This is a genomic window from Streptomyces sp. BB1-1-1 (assembly GCF_031597775.1).
GTDB classification, from domain to species: Bacteria; Actinomycetota; Actinomycetes; order Streptomycetales; family Streptomycetaceae; genus Streptomyces; species Streptomyces thinghirensis.
In genome coordinates this window covers 6,852,072-6,873,901 of the sequence record NZ_CP134203.1, presented here as the reverse complement: position 1 = coordinate 6,873,901, position 21,830 = coordinate 6,852,072, and the positions used below count along the sequence as shown (strand labels likewise).

Genomic DNA, 21,830 nt, shown 5'->3' with positions numbered 1-21,830 from the left:
ACGTTCGCGTCGCTGCCGCGCGCCGCCGGCGCCTGTGCCGGGCGAGGCGGGGTGCCAGGGCGGGGGTGAGTGTGCGGGTGGGGCGGCGTGCCCTGATGGGGCGGCGTGCCGGGGCGGGGCGGTGCCTCCGAGCGAGGCGGCGTGCCGGGGCGGGGCGGAGTGCCCTGGTGGGGCGGAGTGCCCTGACGGGACGGCGTGCCCTGACGGGACGGCGTGCCCTGACGGGACGGCGTGCCCTGACGGGACGGCGTGCCCTGATGGGGCGGCGTGCCCTGATGGGGCGGCGTGTCCGGCTCGGGCTGCGTGCCCTGGTTGGGCGGCGTGCCCGGGTGAGGCGGCGTGCCGGGGTGGGGCTGGGTCTCGGGGCGCGGGGGGACGGAGGCGCGGCGTGCTTCCGTGCTCATGCGCCCCCCGTTTCCTCTTCCTCGGGCCCGGGCCGTTGCTCGACGCGGGCCGGTGATGTGGTCTCCCGCCCCGGCCCGGCGCGGACCGATCCGTCCCGGGCACGCATACCCGCACGGGTCGACCGCCATCCCGGCGCGGACCTCGGGCCCTGCCGCCCGGGCCGTCGGGCCGTGCGTGCGCGTCACTCTACGGCGTGACCCCGCCCGGCGGGGAACCAGTCCACGCGCCCGTGGCATTGGCCCGGAACGTCCCCCTACCCTGCGGTAATCCTGTCTGGCAGGCTGCGTCCATGACTGCGCGCGCCGCCGACCGGGCCCGTTACGACCGGGCCACCGCCCATCTGGACGCCCCCGTGGCGATCGTGGATCTGGAGGCCTTCGACGCCAACGCGGACGACCTGGTCCGCCGGGCGGGCGGCAAGCCGATCCGGGTCGCCAGCAAGTCCGTACGCTGCCGTGCGCTGCTCGAACGCGCCCTGGCGAGGGACGGTTTCGCGGGCGTCATGTCGTTCACGCTGGCCGAGTCCCTGTGGCTGGCGCGCTCCGGTTTCGAGGACGTGCTCCTCGCCTATCCGTCGGCGGACCGCGCCCGGTACGCCGAGCTGACCGCCGACCCCAAGCTCGCCTCCGCCGTGACCGTGATGATCGACGACCCGGCGCAGCTCGACCTCATCGACGCCGCCCGCGAAGGCGGCCGTGAAGTCGTGCGGGTCTGCCTGGAGTTGGACACCTCGCTGAAGCTGTTCGGGGGGCGGGTGCGGGTCGGGGCCCGGCGCTCCCCGCTGCACTCCCCCGCCGAGGTCGCCGACCTGGCCCGCGCGGTGGCCCGCCGGCCGGGGTTCGAGGTCGTGGGGCTCATGGCGTACGAGGGTCATGTCGCCGGGGTGGGGGACGCGGTGGCCGGCCGGCCGCTGCGGTCGCGGGCGGTGCGGCTGATGCAGGCCGCCGCCCGCCGGGAACTCGCCGAGCGGCGGGCCGCGGTCGTGCGTGCGGTGCGGGCCGTGGTGCCCGGCCTGGAGTTCGTCAACGGCGGCGGCACGGGCAGCGTGCAGCACACCGCCGCGGAGGACGCGGTGACGGAGATCGCCGCCGGGTCCGGACTGTACGTGCCGCGGCTGTTCGACAACTACACGTCGTTCCGGGGCCGTCCGGCGGCGCTGTTCGCCCAGCCCGTCGTACGGCGGCCGGGGGTCGGGGCCGTGGCCGTCCTCGGCGGCGGCTACCCGGCCTCCGGTGCGCCCGGCGCCGACCGGCTGCCGGTGCCGTACCTGCCCGAGGGCCTGCGCTACGACCCCCAGGAGGGCGCCGGTGAGGTGCAGACGCCGCTGCTCGGCTCGCCCGCCGACGACCTGCTCATCGGCGACAAGGTGTGGTTCCGGCACGCCAAGGCCGGGGAGCTGTGCGAGCGGTTCGACGCGCTGCACCTGGTGGAGGGGGACGCGGTGACGGCGACGGTGCCGACGTACCGGGGCGAGGGACACACATTCCTGTAGCCCCGTAACTCCGCAGCCCCGTAGCCCAGTAGCCCCGTACTTGCGGTCAGCTCGACGGGCCGATGCCGCTGCCCACGCCGCCGCCCGTGTCCGCGTCGCCGACGGGGCGGATGCCCTTGGTGATCCGGTCCATGTCGTCGAGCGGCGGTCCGTCCTCGCCGGCGTCGAAGACGTAGCGGACGAGGATCGGGGACTCGGTGCCGACGGTGGAGGGGAAGACCAGCGACTGCACGTAGCCGCCGGGGCCCTTGGCCGTCTTCACCCGCCAGCGCACGTAGTACCCGGCGCGTCCGGCGACCGCGACCTGCCCGGAGGCGACCTCCTCGTGGGACTCGATGCCGCCGAAGGGCTTGTTGCCGATCAGGTCGCGGTCGTAGGCGTCGTCGGCCGCGTCCTCGATGTCCTGCTGGGCGAGGGCCTTCGGGGAGGACTCGGCGTTCGCGGTGACGGTGCGGGAGATGACGAGACCGTGCCGGCACACGCCGCCGTCGCCGGGGCAGTCGTAGGTGCCGTCCGTGGTCATCATGACGTCGTCCTCGGTGACGTACTCGGGCAGCACCCAGCCGGTCGGCAGCGGGAAGGTGATGCCGTTGAGCTGGTCCTCGACCACGGCCGGGTCGTCGGCGGAGGGTTCGGAGGGCGTCGGCGAGGGGGTCGGCGTCGCGGTGACCGGTTCCGGGCCGGTGGACGTCGCGGTGGTCGGCGGGGCCTGCGCCGCGGGGCCGCCGTCGTCCTCCCCGAGGACGAACACCCCGGTGACGATCGCCGCGACCAGCACGGCCGCCGCGGTGGTGAGGGCGACGGCCTTTCCGCGCCCGGGCACGGGCTGCTGCTGGGGCGCCGGCTGCTGGTGTTGCATCGGCTGGTATTGCATCGGCTGCTGCTGCGAGGGCGGGGGCGGGGCCGCGCCGAACCCGGTGGTCTCGGGTGCGCGACGGTGCTCCGTCCAGGCCGTGCCGTCCCACCAGCGTTCCTGGTGCGGGGCCGACGGATCGGGATACCAGCCGGGTGGCGGCGTCATGCTCATTCCGGCACTGTAGGACGCCGCCCGGGGCGATCTACAGCGGTGTGACGTACGCCCCGGAGATCCCGCCGTCCACCAGGAAGTCGGTGGCGTTCACGAAGGAGGAGTCGTCGCTGGCCAGGAACGCGACGGCCGCGGCGATCTCCTCGGCCTCGGCGAACCGCCCGAGCGGGATGTGGACGAGGCGGCGCGCGGCCCGCTCCGGGTCCTTGGCGAACAGTTCCTGGAGGAGCGGGGTGTTGACCGGGCCGGGGCAGAGGGCGTTGACCCGGATGCCCTCCCGCGCGAACTGCACGCCCAGTTCCCGGGACATGGCGAGGACGCCGCCCTTGGACGCCGTGTACGAGATCTGCGAGGTGGCCGCGCCCATCCGGGCCACGAAGGACGCGGTGTTGATGACGGACCCCCTGCCCTGCCGCCGCATGTAGGGGATGGCGGCCTTGCAGCACAGGTAGACGGAGGTGAGGTTGACCTCCTGGACGCGCTTCCACGCCTCCAGCCCCGTCTCCAGGATGGAGTCGTCGTCGGGCGGCGAGATACCGGCGTTGTTGAACGCGACGTCGACGCTGCCGTAGGTGTCGTACGCCGTCCCGAACAGCGCCTCGACCTGCTCGGGGTCGGTGACGTCGACCTTCACGAAGGTGCCGCCGATCTCCTCGGCCGCCGCCTTGCCCCGGGTCTCGTCCACGTCGCCGCAGACCACGTGCGCGCCCTCGGAGGCGAGCCGGCGGGAGGCGGCGAGGCCGATGCCGCTGCCCGCCCCGGTGACGACGGCGGTACGGCCGACCAGACGGCGGCAGATGATGTCCTCGGTCATGAGTGGCTAGGCCTCCGTGCTCGACGAGACGTTGCTGATGAAGACGTTCTTGGTCTCGGTGAAGGCGGTCAGCGCGTCCGGGCCGAGTTCGCGGCCGAGGCCGGACTGCTTGAACCCGCCGAACGGCGTCCAGTAGCGGACGCTGGCGTGGGAGTTGACGGACAGGTTCCCCGCGCGCACCGCGCTCGACACGCGCAGGGCGCGGCCGACGTCCCGGGTCCACACCGACCCGGACAGTCCGTAGTCGGTGGCGTTGGCCAGGCGGACGGCGTCGGCCTCGTCCTCGAAGGGCAGGACGACGGCGACGGGCCCGAAGACCTCCTCGACGGCCACGCGCGCGTGCGCGCCGACGCCGGTGAGGACGGTGGGCGGGAACCAGAAGCCGGGGCCGCCCTCGGGGGCCTTGCCGCGGATGGCGTCGGCGTCGGCGGGGACGTGGGAGCGGACGCGGTCCAGCTGGGCGCGGGAGATCAGCGGGCCCATGTCGGTGCGCTCGTCGGCCGGGTCGCCGACGAGGACGGACTCGATCGCGGGGGCGAGGAGGGCGAGGAAGCGGTCGTACACCGTGCGCTGGACGAGGATGCGGGTGCGGGCGCAGCAGTCCTGGCCGGAGTTGTCGAGGAAGGACATGGGCGTGGCGGCCGCGGCTGCCTCGATGTCCGCGTCGGCGAAGACGATGTTGGGGCTCTTGCCGCCCAGTTCGAGGGTGACGGGCTTGAGGAGCGCCGCGCCCTTGGCCGCCACCTGCCGGCCCACGGCCGTCGACCCGGTGAAGACGACCTTCGCCACGCCCGGATGTTCGACGAGCGCGTCGCCCGCGACCGGCCCGCGACCGGGCAGCACCTGGAACAGGCCCTCGGGGAGCCCGGCCGCCAGGGCGAGTTCGGCCAGGCGCAGCGCGGTCAGCGGGGTCGTCTCGGCGGGCTTGAGGAGGACCGCGTTGCCCGCCGCCAGCGCCGGCGCGGTGCCCCAGGCGGCGATCGGCATCGGGAAGTTCCAGGGCGCGATGACGCCGACGACACCGAGCGGTTCGAGAATCGTCACGTCCAGGCCGCCGGGGACCGGGATCTGCCGTCCGGTGAGCCGCTCCACTCCCCCGGCGGCGTAGTCGAGCAGGTCGCGGACGTTGCCGGCCTCCCAGCGGGCGTTGCCGATGGTGTGCCCGGCCTCCCGGACCTCCAGCCGGGCCAGTTCCTCCAGGTGCTCGTCGACCGCGGTGGCGAAGCGGCGCAGCAGCCGGGCGCGGTCGCCGGGGGCGAGGGCGGCCCAGGCCGTCTGCGCCCGCGCGGCCCGTACGACGGCGGCGTCGACGTCGGCCACGGAGGCGGCGGGGACGGTGGCGAGGACCTCTTCGGTGGCGGGGTTCAGTACACGTAGCAGGTCGGGCAGGTCGGACAACGGGGCCTCACATGCGTTCGAAGGAGCGGCGCAGCTCCCAGTCCGTGACGGCGGCGTCGTAGGCGTCCAGTTCGACGCGCGCCATGTTGCGGTAGTGGGCGACGACCTCGTCCCCGAAGGCGGCCTTGGCGAGGGCGCTGTTCTCCCACAGCTCGGCGGCCTCGCGCAGGGTGGTGGGGACGTGTTCGTAGTCGGCGGTGTAGGCGTTGCCGGTGCAGGGTTCGGGCAGTTCCAGCCGCTGTTCGACGCCGTGCAGTCCGGCCGCGACCATGCCGGCCACCGCGAGGTACGGATTGACGTCGCCGCCGGGGAGCCGGTTCTCGAAGCGGAGCGAGCGGCCGTGGCCGACGACGCGCAGGGCGCAGGTGCGGTTGTCGTGGCCCCAGGCGACGGCGGTCGGGGCGAAGGAGCCCGGCTGGAACCGCTTGTAGGAGTTGATGTGGGGGGCGTGGAGGAGGGAGAACTCGCGCAGCGCCACCAACTGTCCGGCGAGGAAGTGCCGCATGGTCTCGGACATGCCGCCCTCCCCCTCGCCGGCCATGGCGCTGTTGCCGTCGGCGTCGGTGAGGGAGAGGTGGATGTGGCAGGAGTTGCCCTCGCGCTCGTTGTACTTGGCCATGAAGGTGAGGGACATGCCCTCCTGGGCCGCGATCTCCTTGGCACCGGTCTTGTAGACCGCGTGCTGGTCGCAGGTGACCAGGGCCTCGTCGTAGCGGAAGACGATCTCGTGCTGGCCGGGGTTGCACTCGCCCTTGGCGGACTCGACGGTGAGGCCGGCGCCGGCCATCTCGTTGCGGATGCGCCGCAGCAGGGGCTCGATGCGGCCGGTGCCGAGCACGGAGTAGTCGATGTTGTACTGGTTGGCCGGGGTCAGGCCGCGGTAGTCGGCGTCCCAGGCCTGTTCGTAGGTGTCCCGGAAGACGATGAACTCCAGCTCGGTGCCGGCCTGCGCGGTCCAGCCGTGCCCGGCGAGGCGCTCCAGTTGGCGGCGCAGGATCTGGCGGGGCGCGGCGAGCACCGGGGAGCCGTCCTCCCAGGCGAGGTCGGCGACGACCATCGCGGTGCCCTCGTTCCACGGCAGGCGGCGCAGGGTGGCCATGTCGGCGTGCATGGCGAAGTCGCCGTAGCCGCGGTCCCAGGAGGACATCGCGTACCCGTCGACGGTGTTCATGTCGGCGTCGACGGCGAGGAGGTAGTTGCAGCCCTCGGTGCCGTGCCGGAGGACCTCGTCGAGGAAGAAGCGGGCGGCGAACCGCTTGCCCTGGAGGCGGCCCTGCATGTCGGGGAAGGCCAGGACGACGGTGTCGATGTCACCGGCGGCGACGAGGGCGTGCAGTTCCTCGACCCCGAGCGGGGGTGTGCGGTCTGCCACGGGGAGAGCCTCCTTCTGGCCGGGAGCCATAAGGTATTGCCGGGAACCATTGCTTGGGAAGGGGGCGCGGCCGCATGCCGGAGGAAACCGGCGGGAGCGTGACGGACCGGCTCGCACCGGTGCTGCGGGCGGTGCGGGCCGGGAACGGCTTCGAGGAGGCACTGGAGCAGATCCTCCAGATCGTCAGGCTGGGTCTGGTGTCGGGGGGCGAGCGGCTGCCGGCCGAGCGGGAGCTGGCGGAGCGGCTGGGGATCAGCCGGGTGACGCTGCGCGAGGTGCTGAGGGTGCTCCAGGACCAGGGGCTGGTGGAGGCCCGGCGCGGCCGGTACGGCGGAACGTTCGTGCTGCCGCGGGCGGACGCGGGCGGCGAGGACGAGCTGCGGCGCCGGGTCGCCGGGACCGACATCGAGGACGTGCTGCGCTTCCGGGAGGTGCTGGAGGTGGGGGCGGCCGGGCTGTGCGCGGCGCACGGGCTGACGGACGCGCGGGCGGCGCGGCTGCGCGAGGCGCTGGCCGGCACGCGGGACGCGCCGCTGGCGGAGTACCGGCGGCTGGACACGATGCTGCACCTCACCCTCGCCGAACTGTGCGGCTCCCCGGCCCTGGCCGCGCAGTACGCGGCCGTCCGGTCGACCCTGAACGACCTGCTGGACTGCATCCCGCTGCTGGTGCGCAACCTGGAACACTCCCAGCGCCAGCACACCGCCCTCGTGGCGGCCGTGCTCGACGGGGACGCGGACGGGGCGCGGGAGATCGCGCGGGAGCACTGCGCGGGCACGGCGGCGCTGCTGCGCGGGTTCCTGGCGTGAGCGTCTTGCCGTGTGGGCGTTCCCCGGCAAAGGTACGAAGGTACAAAGGTATGAGGACGATCCATTGTCTGGAGGTCGGATGGCGGGCAGGCCGCTGATCGGCGTCAGCACGTACCTGGAGTCCGGGGCGCGCTGGGGTGTGTGGGAGCTGGAGGCGGCGCTGTTGCCGGCCGGGTATCCGCGGCTCGTGCAGCGGGCGGGCGGACTGGCCGCGATGCTGCCGCCGGACGCGCCGGAGCACGCCGCGGCCACCGTCGCCCGCCTCGACGGGCTGGTGATCGCGGGCGGCCCGGACGTGGAGCCGGTCCGCTACGGCGCCGAACCCGGCCCGCGCACCGGCCCGCCCGCCCGGGCCCGGGACACCTGGGAGCTGGCGCTCATCGAGGCGGCCCTGGCCGCGGGCGTCCCGCTGCTGGGCGTCTGCCGTGGCATGCAGCTGCTCAACGTCGCCCTGGGCGGAACCCTCGTCCAGCACATCGAGGGCCACGCCGAGGTGGTGGGCGTCTTCGGCGGGCACCCGGTCAAGCCGGTGCCGGGGACGCTGTACGCCTCCGTCGTACCCGAGGAGATGTTCGTGCCGACGTACCACCACCAGGCGGTGGACCGGATCGGCGCGGGCCTCACCGCGTCGGCCCACGCGGCGGACGGCACCGTGGAGGCCCTGGAGCTGCCGTCCGGGCCGGGCTGGGTCCTCGGCGTGCAGTGGCATCCGGAGATGGGCGAGGACGTACGGGTGATGCGGGCGCTGGTGGAGGCGTCGGGGCCGGTCTGACCCGCCGCCCCGGGGGCGGGCCCCGCCCAGCGCCCCGCCGCCGGGCCTACGCCCGTGTCAGCGACAGCAGTTGCCGGGCCGGGCCCGTCGGGCGGTGGCCCGTGGGCCATACCGCTCGTAGGTCGCGGGCCAGGGCGACGTCCGCCACGGGCACGCTCACCAGGCGCCGGGTGGTGAGTTCCTCGCCGACGGCGAGTTCGCTGAGGACGGACGGGCCGGCGCCGCTCACGGCCGCCGCCTTCACCGCGGTGGTCGACGACAGCTCGATCAGGGGGCGGGCCAGCCCGCCCAGGGCCGCGTCCAGGACCTGCCGGGTGCCCGAGCCCTTCTCCCGCAGGATCAGCGGGGTCGCCGCCAGTTCCGCCCCCGCGAGCGGGCGCCGGCGTCGGGCCCACGGGTGGCCCGGTGCGGTCACGACGATCAGCCGGTCACGGGCGATGACGGCCGAGTCGAGGCCCGCCGGGACGCTCACTCCCTCCACGAAACCCAGGTCGGCCTCGCCGGCCAGCAGGCGCTCCGCCACCGCCGTCGAGTTCCCGGCGAGCAGCGACACCGCCGTGTCCGGCAACTGGGTGCGCAGCGCGACCAGCCAGCCCGGCAGCAGGTACTCGGCGATCGTCATGCTCGCCGCCACCCGCAGCCGCGAGTCCCGCCGGTCCCGCAGCGCCTGCGCGCCCGCGTCGAAGGCCTCGGCCGCCTCTACGATGCGGCGCGCCCAGTCCGTGACCAGCGCGCCGGCGTCGGTGAGCCGGGAACCTCGCGGCGAACGGTCCACCAGGGCGACGCCCAGCTGGCGTTCCATCGAGCGGATGCGGCTGCTGGCGGCCGGCTGTGTGATGCCCAGCTCGCGCGCCGCCCCGCCGAGGCTGCCCAGGCGCGCCACCGCCAGCAGCAGCTCCATCGCCCCGAGATCCGGTACCCGGTGCGCCAGCGAGCCCGCCACGTGCCGCCCCGGTGTGTCCTGCCCGCCCTCCGTACCGCCCGTACTGCTGCTCATAACCCCAGCTTATGCCCTCATAGAGCCATGGTCCCTGGTCAGGGCCTTCTGTCATCGAGACCGTGGACGCATGGTCACCGCAGCCCAGCCCCTGTCCCCTCCCGCCGTCCCGAACCGGCGTGTCCCGGCCGTCCGTCACCTCGGGCCCAACTGGTACGCCTGCGTCATGGGCACCGCCATCGTCGGTACCGCGGGAGCCGCGCTCCCCTGGCGGGGGCCCGGACTGCGCGCCGTCTGCACCACGGTCTGGGCGCTGTCCCTCGTCCTGCTGGTGGTCCTGCTGGTGGCCCGGTCCCTGCACTGGCTCCACCACCGCGACCAGGCCCGCGCCCATCTGCTCGACCCGGCGGCGGCTCCCTTCTACGGGTGCCTGGCGATGGCTCTGCTGGCCGTGGGCGGCGGCGCCCTGACCGTCGGGCGGGACTGGCTCGGCACCTCCGCCGCGGTCGCCCTGGACACCGTGCTGTTCACCACCGGTACGGTCATCGGGCTCGCGGCGGCGGTGGCCGTGCCGTACCTGATGGCCGTACGCCACCGGATAGAGCCGGGACAGGCCAGTCCCGTGTGGCTGCTGCCGCTCGTCGCGCCGATGGTGTCCGCGGCCGTCGGGCCGCTGCTGGTGCCGCATCTCCCGCCGGGGCAGCCCCGGGAAACGCTGCTGCTCGCCTGTGTCGCGATGTTCGGGGTGAGTCTGCTCGCGACCCTGGTGACCCTGCCGGTGATCTTCGGCCGGCTGCTGACCGGCGGCCCGCTGCCGCTCGCTCTCACCCCGTCGCTGTTCCTGGTGCTGGGACCCCTCGGGCAGTCGACCACCGCCGTGGGGAAGTTCGCGGACGTGGCCCCGGGAGTCGTTCCGGGTCCGTACGCCGAGGGCTTCGGGGTGCTCGCCGTCCTGTACGGCGTGCCGGTGATGGGCTTCGCGCTGATGTGGCTGTGTCTCGCCGCCGCGCACGTCGTGCGGGCCCGCCGGGAGGGCATGGGCTTCTCGATGACGTGGTGGTCGTTCACCTTCCCGGTGGGCACCTGTGTCACCGGGGCGGAGGCGCTGGCCCGGCACACGGGGCTCGCCGTCTACGACGGGCTCACCGTCGTCCTGTACGCCGGCCTCGTCGCCGCCTGGGCCGTCGCCGCCGTGCACACCGCGCGCGGTGTGGTCAGCGGCGCGCTGCTCGCAGGGCCGCGCCCAGCGCCCGGGGCGCCTCGGCCAGCGACGGCCCGTACCACGTGAGGTACCGCCCGTCGACGAGGGCGCAGGGCAGGCCCGGGAAGGCCTCCGGGCCGTCGGCGGCGGTGAAGCGGTACGGCTCGTCGGGCAGGACCACGACCTCCGGGCGGGCCGCCCGCAGTTCCTCGACCGGAACCTTCGGGTACCGCTCGGCGTGACCGGCGTACAGGTGGTCGACGCCGAGGCGGGCGAGCACGTCGCCCGCGAAGGTGTCGCGCCCCAGCACCATCCATGGCCTGCGCCAGATCGGTACCACGGCCGTACGACGCTGCTCAGGGGGCGGGGACGGCAGATCCGACCAGGCCGTCTCCGCGGCGTCCAGCCACCGGGGCCGGGACGGCGCGCCGCAGGCGGTCAGGACCCGGTCCAGCTCGGTGAACGCCTGCGGCACCGTGCGCACGTCGGTCACCAGCACCTCGACGCCCGCGGCGCGCAGGGCGTCCAGGTCGGGGGCGCGGTTCTCCTCCTCGTTGGCGACCACCAGGTCGGGGGCGAGGGCGACGATCCGCTCGGTGTCCGGGTTCTTCGTGCCGCCGACGCGTGCGACGTCGAGGCCGGCCGGGTGCGTGCACCAGTCGGTGGCGCCCACGAGGGCACCGGGAACCGTGCGGGCCACCGCCTCGGTCAGCGACGGCACCAGGGAGACCACCCTCACCGGCGCGTCCTCACCGGCGGGGCCCTTCCCGGACCGCCTCGATGTGCTCGGCGACGGCGACCACGATCAACCGGGTGTCGGGCACCGTGGCCCGCCACCGGTGCCGCACCCCGCCGGTGAGGTAAAGCGTGTCGCCGCGGCCCAGCCGGTAGGCCCGGCCCTCGGCCTCGATCTCCACGGCGCCCTCGGTGACGAACATCAACTGGTCGTTGCGGTACTGCAGTTCCCGGCCCGCGTCGTGGTCGCCGGTGAACTCGGAGGCGTGCATCTGGTGGTGTCCGCGCACCAGCGAGCGCACCTTGGGCGCCAGCTCGGGATCGGGGTCCTCGGCCCGGACGACGTCGACGCTGCACGCGGGGTCGGCGGCGGCGAGCAGTTCCACGGCGGTGGTGCGCAGGGCGTCGGCCACCTTCTCCAGGGAACTCTGGCTGGGCCGCGCCCGGTCGTTCTCGATCTGGCTCAGGAAGGGCACGGACAGGCCGCTGCGCTCGGACACGACGGCGAGGGTGAGTTCGAGGGCCCGGCGCCGCCGCCGCACGGCCGCGCCCACCCGAAGGTGCTGATCTTTGTGGTCGCCCATCGCTCCGGCTCCCTCCTTCACCCGTCGCGGTACCGCCGCGGCCGCCCGGTCCGGGCGCCGTACTCCTGATGAGTTCTCTGCACCCTACGCATGTTCGGCAAACCGTTTCATGCGGCCGTCACATCGACGTCACGGTGCGGTGGCCGCGACCTCACATTTCTCGCCACCGAACGGGCCGCTCGCGCGCCGCGCCGGACGCCTTACCGGTTCAAGGCGCGGCGGGCCCCGCATGTTCCCGCCAGCCCCTCCAGCCCCGGTGGGGCGATGCTCAGGCGGGGGGTTGGCGCTCCGTGGTTGTCCAAATCCTTACCGTGTCCGGGCTCCGCACGACCCGAGGGGTGGGCCCGGCCGCACGCTCTCACAAGGCGCCGCCGGGCCCACCCCTCTTGGGTGGCCGGTACTGCTGGTCGGCCGGTACTGCTACTACGGGGTCATCCGCCCGACCATGTCCGGGTGCTCCTCCAGCCAGGCCGCCACGGCTTCCTCCTCGTGCCCCTGACCGCGGTCCTTGATCTCGGCCTCCAGCGTGCCGAGCTCGTCCTCGGTCATGTGGAAGTCCTTGATCCACTCGGTGAGCTGCGGGTACTGCTCGGGGAACGCCTTGCTGGAGATGGTGCGGATCGTGTTGCCCTCGCCGAAGGCCTTCTTCGGGTCCTTCAGCTTGGTCAGCTCGTAGTCGCTGTACGCCCAGTGCGGGGACCAGAGCGTGACCGCGACCGGCTCCTTCTTGGCCAGCGCGCGCTTGAGCTCGGCCAGCATCGCCGGCGTGGAGCCGTCGACGACCTCGTACTCGTCCTCCAGGCCGTAGCCCGGCATGACCTCGTTCTTGAGGAGCTGCATCTCACCGGTGCCGGGCTCGATGCCGATGATCTTCCCGTCGAAGAGGTCGGCCTTGCCCTTGAGGTCCGCGAGGGACTTGACGTCCTTCACGTACGAGGGGACGGCGATCTCCAGGGAGGTCGGCTCGTACCAGGTGCCCAGGTCGGTGAGGTTGTTCTTGTGCTTGTCCCAGTAGTTCTTCTGGGCGTAGGGCAGCCAGGCGTCGAAGTTGAGGTCGAGGTCGCCGGAGGCCAGGCCGGTGTAGACCGGGCCGACGTCCATCTGCTTCAGGTTCAGCTTGTAGCCGCGCCGCTCCAGGACGTTCTTCCACAGGTAGGTGACGGCGACGTCCTCCTCCCAGGGGAACCAGGCGACGTCGAGCGGGCGCTTCGCCTCGGCCGGGGTGGCGCCGGCGCCGCCCTCGACCGGGGCGAGCTTGTCGACGACACCCGGGTTGGCCTTGAGCCAGGTGCGGACGGCGTCCTGCTGGTTGCCCTTGCCGGCCTTGTTGATCTCGGCCTCGAGGCTGGTCAGCTGCTTCTCGGTCATCGAGAAGTCCTTGAGCCACTTGGTGACGACCGGGTTGTCGTCCGAGAAGCCCTTGCGCGACAGCGTGTGCACACCGTCGCCCTTGCCCCAGGCACCCTTGGGGTCCTTGAGCTTCTTCAGGTCGTAGTCGTTGTACGCCCAGTGCGGGGACCAGAGCGTGACGACGATCGGTTCCTTCTTGCTGTAGGCCCGCTTCAGCTCGGCCAGCATGGCCGGCGTGGAGCTGTCGACGACCTTGTACTCCTTGTCGAGGCCGTACTCCTTGACGATCTTGCTCTTGAGCAGGTTCATCTCGCCGGCGCTGGACTCGATGCCGGTGATCTTCCCGCCGAAGAGGTCGGCCTTGCCCTTGAGGTCCTCGAGGGAGTTGATGTCCTTCATGTACGCCGGGACGGTCAGCTCCAGCGACGTCTCGTCGTACCAGGAGCCGAGGTCCTCGAGCTGCTTGCCGTACTTCTTCCAGTACTGCTCGTGGGTGGTCGGCAGCCAGGAGTCGGTCTGGAAGTCGATGTTGCCCTGCGCGAGCGCGGTGTACAGCGGGCCTGCCTCGAACTGCTTGGCCTCGACCTCGAAGCCGCGCTGTTCGAGGATCTCCTTCCACAGGAACGTGGAGGCGACGCCCTCGTCCCAGGGGATGTAGCCGATGGAGACCTTCTTGCCCGCGCCGATGTCCTTGCCGCCGGCGACCGTCCGGGAGTCGTCGGCCTTGCCGCCGAAGACTCCCATGCCGCCGGCCACCAGGCCGAGGATCACGATGCCGATCACGGCGACCTGCGGCTGCGGCCGGTAGGACCAGATCTTCAGGCCCTTGGCGGCGCGGGCCTTGGCGGCGGCGCGGCGGCCCAGCGGCGAGACGTGCGTGCCCAGCGCGCTGGTCATGCGGTCCAGGTAGATCGCCAGGATCACGATGGCGACACCGGCCTCGGCGCCGAGGCCGACGTTGAGCTGGCCGATGGACTCCATGACGTCGCCGCCCAGGCCGCCGGTGCCGACCATGCCGGCGATGGCGGCCATGGACAGGCCGAGCATGATGACCTGGTTGACGCCCGCCATCACCGTGGGCAGCGCGAGCGGGAGCTGGACCCGCAGCAGGGTGTTGCGGGGAGTGGTGCCGAAGGCCTCGGCGGCCTCGACCAGTTCCTTGTCGACCTGGCGGATGCCCAGCTCGGTCATGCGCACGCCCGGGGCGAGCGCGAAGATCAGGGTGGCCACGATGCCCGGGGCGGAGCCGGTCCCGAAGAACAGGATCGCCGGGATGAGGTAGATCATCGCGGGCAGCGTCTGCATGAAGTCCAGGACCGGCCGGACGACGGCGCTCACCCGGTCGGAGCGGGCCGCCCAGATGCCCACCGGCACCGAGACCACCAGGGCGATGACCGTGGCGACCAGCAGGAGCGCCAGGGTCACCATCGAGTTCTCCCACAGCCCCATGGACTCGATGAAGGCGAACCCGGCGAAGGAGAGGACACCGGCGAGCGCACCGCGCAACCAGAAGGCCACGACGGCGAAGATGCCGGCGAGCAGCAGCGGCTCGGGGGCCTGAAGGACGGCGTTGATGCCGTCGTAGGCGCCGGTGAAGATGCTCTCCAGGAAGGTGAAGAGCCAGGAGACGTTGTCGAGCAGCCAGTCGACGGCGCTGTTGACCCAGTCGCCGAGGGGAATTCTAGGCACGGGACATCACCTTTTCGCCGCCCTTGTCCCGCGGGGTGTCGCAGGCTCCGGGGACCGTGTCCTCGTCGTCGCCGAGGAAGCCGACGAGCCGCCGGGCCGGGACGACGCCGACGAGCCGGCGGTCGGCGTCGAGCACCGCCACCGAGTGGGACACGCGGGCGCTGATCGCGCACAGCTCCGCGAACGAGGTGTCGGGCGTGGCGGTCTCGCAGCCGCAGTCGGCCTCGTCGCCGCGCGTCTCCGTCTCCATGACGGAGCCCGCGGTGAGCACGCGGGAGCGGTCGACGTCCCGGGTGAAGGAGGCGACGTACTCGTTGGCGGGGCGTATCAGGATGTCCTGCGCGGTGCCTATCTGCACGATCCGGCCGTCGCGCATCACGGCGATGCGGTCACCCAGGCGCATGGCCTCGTTCAGGTCGTGGGTGATGAAGACGATGGTCTTCTTCAGGGTCTTCTGCAGGTCGAGCAGCTGGTCCTGCATGTCGCGGCGGATCAGCGGGTCGAGGGCGCTGAAGGACTCGTCCATCAGCAGCAGGTCGGCGTCCGTGGCGAGCGCCCGGGCCAGGCCCACACGCTGCTGCATACCGCCGGACAGCTCGTCGGGCCAGGACTTCTCCCAACCGGCCAGGCCGCACAGGGCGAGCGCCTCGTCGGCGCGGCGTTCGCGCTCGGCGCGGGGCACGCCCTGCACTTCAAGACCGTAGGCGGCGTTGTCACGGACGCTGCGGTGCGGGAAGAGCGCGAAGTGCTGGAAGACCATGCTGATCTGCTTGGAGCGGACCTCGCGCAGTCCGCGGTCGCTGAGTTCGGTCAGGTCCTGCCCGCCGAATCGGACGCGCCCGGCGGTCGGCTCCGACAGACCGTTGAGCATGCGCAGGAGCGTGGACTTGCCGGACCCGGACAGGCCCATGACCACGAAGATCTCGCCGGGTTCCACGGTGAAGGACGCGTCGATGACGGCGGCCGTGGTGCCGTCGGCGCGCAGTTCCTCCCGGTCGGTTCCCTGGCGCAGTCGTTCGACTGCCTGGTCCGGTTTTTTGCCGAAGACCTTGTACAGGTTTTCGGCCTCTAGCCTGGCTGACACGCTTACCTCTTGCATCGGGGGCAGGGACAGGGCCGTGAAGACTCGCCGATGCGCAGACCCGCTGAGGCGAGCAGTCGTTGGATACGAAGACTCGCTAACAGTTGAATGCATCAACCAGCTTTGACCCGGGTGCGCGCCTGCCCTGATCATCCCGACCCAAACATATGAGTGACCCAGTTCACACGTCCTCCACCCCCTCGCCACATGGCCTGCGGCATGATGCGAGGCGTGACCGGACGACTGATGCTTCTCGACACCGCCTCCCTCTACTTCCGCGCCTACTTCGGCGTGCCGGACTCCGTGAAGGCCCCCGACGGCACGCCGGTGAACGCCGTGCGCGGGCTCCTCGACTTCATCGACCGCCTGGTGAAGGACCACCGGCCCGAGCACCTCGTCGCCTGCATGGACGCCGACTGGCGCCCGCACTGGCGCGTGGAGCTGATCCCCTCCTACAAGGCGCACCGCGTCGCCGAGGAGCGCCCGGCGGGGCCGGACACCGAGGAGGTGCCCGACACGCTCTCGCCGCAGGTGCCGGTCATCGAGGCCGTCCTCGACGCGCTCGGCATCGCCCGTGTCGGCGTGGCCGGGTACGAGGCGGACGACGTCATCGGCACGTACACGGCGCGGGCGACGGGCCCGGTCGACATCGTCACCGGCGACCGGGACCTCTACCAGCTCGTCGACGACGCCCGTGGCGTGCGCGTCCTCTATCCGATCAAGGGCGTCGGCACGCTCGCCCTCACTGACGAGGCGGCACTGCGTGAGAAGTACGGCGTCGACGGCCGCGGGTACGCCGATCTGGCGCTGCTGCGGGGCGACCCGAGCGACGGCCTGCCGGGCGTGGCGGGCATCGGCGAGAAGACGGCGGCCAAGCTGCTCGCCGAGTTCGGGGACCTGGCCGGGATCCTGGCCGCGGTCGACGACCCGAGGGCGAAGCTCACGCCCACGCAGCGCAAGCGGCTGACCGAGGCGGCGCCGTATCTCGCGGTCGCCCCGAAGGTCGTCCGGGTGGCCGGCGACGTCCCGCTGCCGGATGTCGACACCGCGCTGCCGCACGCCCCGCGCGACGCCGCGGCGCTGGACGGACTGGCGGCCCGCTGGGGTCTGGGCGGATCACTGCAGCGGCTGCTGACGACACTCGGCGCCTGAACCGTGCGGCCCGGGCGGGCGATGCCCGCCCGGCGCTTCGGAGCCGCGACGAAGGGAAGCCGTACTTGGCGCACACGGGGATGCTAACTTAGGTATACCTAAGTCAGGGAACCCTCACGCAGGGAGCAGGGAGGCCGACATGGCAGACCGTCCGGGACGCAAGCCGCGCAAGCCGCACACCGCACAGGTCGTCCGCACCGAGCGGCTGACCCCGCACATGCAGCGTGTGGTGATCGGCGGCGAGGAACTCGCCGGGCTGCCGGCGGACACCTGCACCGACCATTACGTGAAGCTGCTGTTCCCCGCCGGGGGCGCGACCTACCCGGAGCCCTTCGACGTGGAACGGATCCGTGCGGAGTTCCCCCGCGACCAGTGGCCGGTGACCCGGACGTACACGGTGCGCCACTGGGACGCGGAGCTCCGCGAAATGACCCTGGACTTCGTGATCCACGGCGACGAGGGTCTGGCCGGCCCCTGGGCGCAGCGCGTCCAGCCGGGCGAGACCGTCCGCTTCATGGGCCCCGGTGGCGCCTACGCCCCCGACCCCGCCGCCGACTGGCACCTGCTCGCCGGTGACGAGAGCGCGCTGCCCGCGATCGCCCGGTCCCTGGAGGCACTGCCCGACGGCGCCCGCGCCTTCGCCTTCATCGAGGTCGACGGGCCTGAGGAGGAGCAGAAGATCGACTCCGACGTGGACGTCGTCTGGCTGCACCGCGGCGACCGTCCGGTGGGCCAGGCCCTGGTCGAGGCCCTGCGCGGCCTGGACTTCCCCGAGGGCCGGGTGCACGCCTTCGTACACGGCGAGGCGGCCTGCGTGAAGGAACTCCGGGGGCTCCTCCGGGTGGAACGCGAGATCCCCCGCGAGGACCTCTCCATCTCCGGGTACTGGCGCCTCGGCCACAACGAGGACGGCTGGCAGGCCTCGAAGCGGGAGTGGAACGCACGCATCGAGGCCGAACAGGAGGGCACGGCCCCAGCGGCGTGACCGATCCCGCCCCTCCTCGGCCGCATGACCGGACCCGCGCCACCCCGCCGCATGACCGGACCCGCGCCTCCCCGCCGCATGACCGGACCCGCGCCTCCTCGGCCGCGTGACCGGACCCGCGCCTCCTCGGCCGCGTGACCGGGCCCGCGCCACCCCGCCGCATGACCGGACCCGCGCCTCCCCGCCGCGTGACCGATCCCGTGCCCCGCCCCGCCGCGTGACCGGGCCGCCTTCCCGCCGCGTCACCGGGCCCCCGCCCACCGCCCGGCGGCGTGACCCGGCCCGCCGCCACCCGCCCGGGTGACGTGACCGAGCCCGAGTCCACCGCCCGGTCGCGGGACCCAGCCGGCGCCCACGCCCGGTGGTATGGCCCAGCCCGCCACCACCACCCGGCCACGGAACCCAGCCGGTGGCCACCGCCCCGGCCGCGCAGCGAGCCGCGGCCGGGCGTGCCGCGTATCCGCCGGGGCACACGGCCAGCCCGAGAGTGCACGCCTCGGCCGACGCACACGGCCGAGCCGACAAAGCACGCCTCGGTCGGCGCGCCGCCGCACGAGGCGCAGCGCCGTACGGCCGCTCACCCGCCGCGCCACGCCACCCACCGGCCACGCGGCCCAGCCCGGCCCCCGGGCCGCCCGCCACACCCGCGCCCCGCGCGGAATCGCGCGCGGCGGGCCCACGACACCTCGCCACGCCGGTCACGTCGCGGGGCTCCGCACGTCGGGTCACCCATGGCGCGCCCCGACCAGGCGCATCGCCCCAGCGTCCGCACACGCGCGGGCGCCGCGGTCGGCCCGGGCCGCCGCGCTCCCGCGTACAGCGCGCGGCGTCGCGCCGGCCACGCCGTGCCATGCAACTCCACCCGCCGCCCCACTCCCACTGCGTGCCGCCTCCGTATCGGCCGGCGAGGGCGCGGCTCAGTCGCCGCGTACGCGTGCGTGCAGGTGCATGTCGTGCCAGCCGTCGGAGTGGAGCAGGGCGCTGCGCTTGGTGCCCTCCAGGGTGAAGCGCGCCTTGCGGGCGACCCGGCAGGAGGCCTCGTTGGCGACGGAGTGGGTGAGTTCCAGTCGCTGGAAGCCGATCTCGTCCAGGGCCCAGCGGGCGAGCGCGTTCGTGGCACGGGCCGCGACGCCCCGGCCGCGAGCCGCCGCCGTGGTCCAGTAGGCGACCTCCGCCACCCCGTCGCCGAGCATGACCTCGCGGAGGGCGACCCTGCCGAGGAGCCGGTCGTCGGTCTCGTCGGCGACGGCCCACTGGACGTTGCGCTCGTGGGCCCAGCCCTGCTGCCACTCGGTGATCCAGCCGCGCACCTCCTCCTCGGAGTCGGCGGTGCGGATGTGCCACTGGTGCATCACCGGGTCCTGGAAGGCCGCGTGCACGGCGGGCGCGTCCCCGGCGCGCCACGGGCGCAGCACCAGCCCGTCGCCGGTGGGGACCGTGGGCTGCGGGGTACGGGAGAGGGAGCCTGCGGGGAGGACCGGGCGCGTCAGGTAGGGCATGGGCCGCATCCTGCCAACCGCGGCCGGCCGGCGGCCAGGCGGTTTCGCGGCGCCGGTCACCGCCTCGTACGCTGGCAGGCCATGAGACGCCGCACCCCGCTCCCTCCCTCGCCCCTCCCGCAGCGCGACGGGATCGACGCGGTGCGGGTGCGGCTGCCCGCCGACGGACCGTGGTCCACGGTGCGGGAACACCTGACGGAGCGGCTGGCCCGCGCGGGCGCCGGCGTCGTCGACGGCATGTTCGACGCCGGGCTGTTCGTGGGCGCCGACGGGCGGGCCGTACCGCACGACGCGCCGTACGAGCCCGGGATGTTCGTGTGGTACCACCGCGACCTGCCCGCCGAGGTACCCGTGCCCTTCCCCCTGGAGGTCGTGTACCGCGACGAGCACATCGTCGTCGCCGACAAGCCGCACTTCCTGGCCACCACCCCGCGCGGCGGCCACGTCACCGAGACAGCGCTCGCACGGCTGCGCCGGGAACTGGGTGTCCCGGCGCTCGGCGCCGCTCACCGCCTGGACCGGCTCACCGCCGGACTGGTCCTGTTCACGGTGCGCCCCGAGGAGCGCGGCGCGTACCAGGGCCTGTTCCGCGACCGGCTGGTGCGCAAGGAGTACGAGGCCGTCGCCCCGTACGATCCGAAGCTCGTCCTCCCCCGGACCGTGCGCAGCCGAATCCTCAAGGAACGCGGGGTGCTGGCCGCCCAGGAGATCGAGGGCGAGCCGAACGCCGTGAGCCGCGTCGAGCTGATCGAGCGCCGCCCGGAACCGGGCCTCGGCCTGGGCCGGTACCGGCTGGTGCCCGGCACCGGCCAGACCCACCAGTTGCGCGTCCACATGACCGCGCTCGGCGTGCCGATCCTCGGCGACCCGCTCTACCCCGAGGTGACCGACCCCGTGCCGGCCGGCGACTTCCGGCGCCCGCTGCAACTGCTGGCGCGGGAGCTGGGGTTCACCGATCCGGTCACGGGGCGGGAGCACCGCTTCCGCAGCGGGCGGTCCCTCGCTGCCTGGACGGCGTACGAGGACTGGGCCGCCGGCCGTCAGTAGCCGCGCCACCAGAGCAGGAAGCGCTGCCAGGCGCCGCGGGGACGCGGCTGCTCCGGCACCGGCTGGGGCTGCGCGGCCGTCTCCGGCACCGGCGGTTGCGTGGGGACCTGCGGCTCGGGCCGCTGTTCCGGCCGGGGGATGCCGACGTGCCAGGCGGTGCGCCGCTCCGGGGCCGGGGCGTGGCTCGGCTGCTGCCTGATGTCCTGCTGCGCCTTGGGCTCGAAGTACACCGGCAGTTCCACCAGGTGCCGCGACGCGATCGACGACCGCCACCGCAGTTCGTCCTCGTCGCAGGCGAGCTGGACGTCCGGCAGCCGCATCAGCAGCGCGTCGATCCCGGCGTCGGCGATGGCACGCCCGATGTCCTGGCCGGGGCACTCGTGCGGGCCGCCGCCGAAGGCGAGGTGGGCGCGGTTGCCCTGCATGCTCGCGTCCAGGTCGGGGCGGATACGCGGGTCCACGTTGCCCGGCGCGATGCCGAGCAGCAACCCGTCGCCCGCGCGGATGCGCTGACCGCCCAGTTCGGTCTCCTGCTTGGCGAAGTAGGCGAAGACGGTGCTGAACGGCGGCTCGTCCCACAGGGACTGCTCGACCGCCTCGGGCACCGTCATCTGGCCGCCGCTGAGCTGGGCGCGGAAGCCCGGGTCGGTGAGGACCACGCGCAGCACGTTGCTGATGAGGTTCACGGTCGCTTCGTAGGCGGCCAGCAGGACCACCCGCAGGTGCTCCCTCACCTCGTCGTCGCTGAGCCCGGCGGGATGGGTGACGAGGCGCCCGGCGATGTCGTCCTCGGGGTTGGCCCGGCGGGCGGTGGTGAGGCGCTCCAGGGCCTCCATGACGTAGGCGTGGCTGGCGATCGCCGTCTCGGTGCCCTTGAGCGTGTCGCGGGCGGCCTCGACCATCCGGTCGTTGTACTCCTCCGGCATACCGAGGAGATGGCACATCACACCCATCGGCAGGTGCTCGGCGAACTGGCTGACCAGGTCGGCGCGGCCCTCCTCGCAGAACCGGTTGACGTGGCGCTGGGTGTACCGCTTGATGTGGCGGCGCAGTTCCCGGTAGTCGATGTCGGACATCGCGCTGGTGACCGCTCCGCGCAGCCGCTTGTGCTCGTCGCCCTCGGCGTGGGAGCAGATGGGCTGCCAGGCGATGTGCGGCATGAGGGGGTGGTCCGGCTTGACCATGCCCTCGTTGAGCGGCGTCCAGATCCGGCTGTCGCGGCAGAACTGGGCGGGCGTGCTCACCATGTGCAGGTTCTCGGCGTGCCCGAGGACCACCCACATCGGTACGTCGTCGTGGAGCAACGCCGGCGCCACCGGCCCGTGCTGCTCGCGCAGCCTCTCGTACAGCTCTTCCAGGTCCTCCGTCTCGTGCAGCCGGTGCAGTCCGCCCGGTCCGAGGCCGTGCGCGGGGCAGCCGGGCGGCGGTTCGAGCAGGGGGTCGCCCGTTCCGGTCAGGGAGTGGCGTTCAGGCGTCACAGT

The 21,830-nt window shown here is 73.2% G+C and carries 18 protein-coding genes; 7 read left to right on the top strand and 11 right to left on the bottom strand.

Annotated elements, in window-relative coordinates:
• Positions 1-694 precede the first annotated feature (694 nt).
• Complete coding sequence (locus tag RI578_RS31470; protein WP_310874224.1) at positions 695-1,897, top strand: amino acid deaminase/aldolase; 1,203 nt, start codon at positions 695-697, stop codon at positions 1,895-1,897.
• A 46-nt stretch (positions 1,898-1,943) separates the two neighbouring features.
• Here the strand turns inward: RI578_RS31470 and RI578_RS31465 are convergent, their stop codons facing one another.
• From RI578_RS31465 to glnA4, 4 genes are read right to left on the bottom strand one after another with little or no spacing between them, the layout of a single operon-like run.
• Positions 1,944-2,918, bottom strand: coding sequence for a DUF2510 domain-containing protein (locus RI578_RS31465; protein WP_310875906.1), 975 nt, complete (start codon positions 2,916-2,918; stop codon positions 1,944-1,946).
• Between the two features lie 37 nt (positions 2,919-2,955).
• Positions 2,956-3,738 (bottom strand): 3-oxoacyl-ACP reductase, encoded by a 783-nt coding sequence (locus RI578_RS31460; protein WP_310874223.1) that lies wholly within the window; start codon positions 3,736-3,738, stop codon positions 2,956-2,958.
• A gap of 6 nt (positions 3,739-3,744) precedes the next feature.
• A complete protein-coding gene (locus RI578_RS31455) occupies positions 3,745-5,127 on the bottom strand; it encodes an aldehyde dehydrogenase family protein (RefSeq protein WP_399063221.1) in 1,383 nt (460 codons plus the stop codon).
• Between the two features lie 16 nt (positions 5,128-5,143).
• Complete coding sequence (glnA4, locus tag RI578_RS31450; RefSeq protein ID WP_310874221.1) at positions 5,144-6,508, bottom strand: gamma-glutamylethanolamide synthetase GlnA4; 1,365 nt, start codon at positions 6,506-6,508, stop codon at positions 5,144-5,146.
• A 74-nt stretch (positions 6,509-6,582) separates the two neighbouring features.
• Here glnA4 and RI578_RS31445 point away from each other — a divergent pair, with 74 nt between their 5' ends.
• Together RI578_RS31445 and RI578_RS31440 are read left to right on the top strand one after the other, a co-directional pair.
• Complete coding sequence (locus tag RI578_RS31445; RefSeq protein WP_310874220.1) at positions 6,583-7,317, top strand: FCD domain-containing protein; 735 nt, start codon at positions 6,583-6,585, stop codon at positions 7,315-7,317.
• 79 nt (positions 7,318-7,396) lie between these two features.
• Positions 7,397-8,089, top strand: a complete 693-nt coding sequence (locus tag RI578_RS31440; RefSeq protein ID WP_310874219.1) for a gamma-glutamyl-gamma-aminobutyrate hydrolase family protein — start codon at positions 7,397-7,399, stop codon at positions 8,087-8,089.
• A 46-nt stretch (positions 8,090-8,135) separates the two neighbouring features.
• Here the strand turns inward: RI578_RS31440 and RI578_RS31435 are convergent, their stop codons facing one another.
• Positions 8,136-9,086 carry a LysR family transcriptional regulator gene (locus RI578_RS31435; RefSeq protein WP_383556841.1) on the bottom strand — a complete coding sequence of 317 codons (951 nt, stop codon included), beginning with the start codon at positions 9,084-9,086 and terminating at the stop codon, positions 8,136-8,138.
• Positions 9,087-9,156: 70 nt separating this feature from the next.
• On the opposite strand from RI578_RS31435, the gene RI578_RS31430 reads away from it, so the two are divergent.
• Positions 9,157-10,314 (top strand): TDT family transporter, encoded by a 1,158-nt coding sequence (locus RI578_RS31430; protein ID WP_310874218.1) that lies wholly within the window; start codon positions 9,157-9,159, stop codon positions 10,312-10,314.
• On the opposite strand, the gene RI578_RS31425 is transcribed toward RI578_RS31430, so the two are convergent.
• From RI578_RS31425 to RI578_RS31410, 4 genes are all read right to left on the bottom strand, one after another.
• Complete coding sequence (locus RI578_RS31425; protein ID WP_310874217.1) at positions 10,241-10,966, bottom strand: helical backbone metal receptor; 726 nt, start codon at positions 10,964-10,966, stop codon at positions 10,241-10,243. The genes RI578_RS31430 and RI578_RS31425 overlap by 74 nt on opposite strands.
• Before the next feature lie 10 nt (positions 10,967-10,976).
• Complete coding sequence (locus RI578_RS31420; protein WP_121746005.1) at positions 10,977-11,546, bottom strand: helix-turn-helix domain-containing protein; 570 nt, start codon at positions 11,544-11,546, stop codon at positions 10,977-10,979.
• Between the two features lie 423 nt (positions 11,547-11,969).
• Positions 11,970-14,585 (bottom strand): ABC transporter permease/substrate binding protein, encoded by a 2,616-nt coding sequence (locus RI578_RS31415; RefSeq protein ID WP_310874216.1) that lies wholly within the window; start codon positions 14,583-14,585, stop codon positions 11,970-11,972.
• Positions 14,578-15,669, bottom strand: coding sequence for a glycine betaine/L-proline ABC transporter ATP-binding protein (locus RI578_RS31410; RefSeq protein WP_310874215.1), 1,092 nt, complete (start codon positions 15,667-15,669; stop codon positions 14,578-14,580). Before RI578_RS31410 ends, RI578_RS31415 begins: the two co-directional genes overlap by 8 nt.
• 204 nt (positions 15,670-15,873) lie before the next feature.
• On the opposite strand from RI578_RS31410, the gene RI578_RS31405 reads away from it, so the two are divergent.
• Complete coding sequence (locus tag RI578_RS31405) at positions 15,874-16,818, top strand: 5'-3' exonuclease (RefSeq protein ID WP_310874214.1); 945 nt, start codon at positions 15,874-15,876, stop codon at positions 16,816-16,818.
• A 139-nt stretch (positions 16,819-16,957) separates the two neighbouring features.
• Positions 16,958-17,803 (top strand): siderophore-interacting protein, encoded by an 846-nt coding sequence (locus RI578_RS31400; protein ID WP_310874213.1) that lies wholly within the window; start codon positions 16,958-16,960, stop codon positions 17,801-17,803.
• A gap of 917 nt (positions 17,804-18,720) precedes the next feature.
• Here the strand turns inward: RI578_RS31400 and RI578_RS31395 are convergent.
• A complete protein-coding gene (locus RI578_RS31395) occupies positions 18,721-19,302 on the bottom strand; it encodes a GNAT family N-acetyltransferase (protein ID WP_310874212.1) in 582 nt (193 codons plus the stop codon).
• A gap of 81 nt (positions 19,303-19,383) precedes the next feature.
• Here RI578_RS31395 and RI578_RS31390 point away from each other — a divergent pair, with 81 nt between their 5' ends.
• Complete coding sequence (locus tag RI578_RS31390; RefSeq protein ID WP_310874211.1) at positions 19,384-20,349, top strand: RluA family pseudouridine synthase; 966 nt, start codon at positions 19,384-19,386, stop codon at positions 20,347-20,349.
• Here RI578_RS31390 and RI578_RS31385 read toward each other — a convergent pair.
• Positions 20,343-21,827 (bottom strand): cytochrome P450, encoded by a 1,485-nt coding sequence (locus RI578_RS31385; protein WP_310874210.1) that lies wholly within the window; start codon positions 21,825-21,827, stop codon positions 20,343-20,345. The two genes, RI578_RS31390 and RI578_RS31385, sit on opposite strands and share 7 nt — an antisense overlap.
• Between the last annotated feature and the right edge of the window lie 3 nt (positions 21,828-21,830).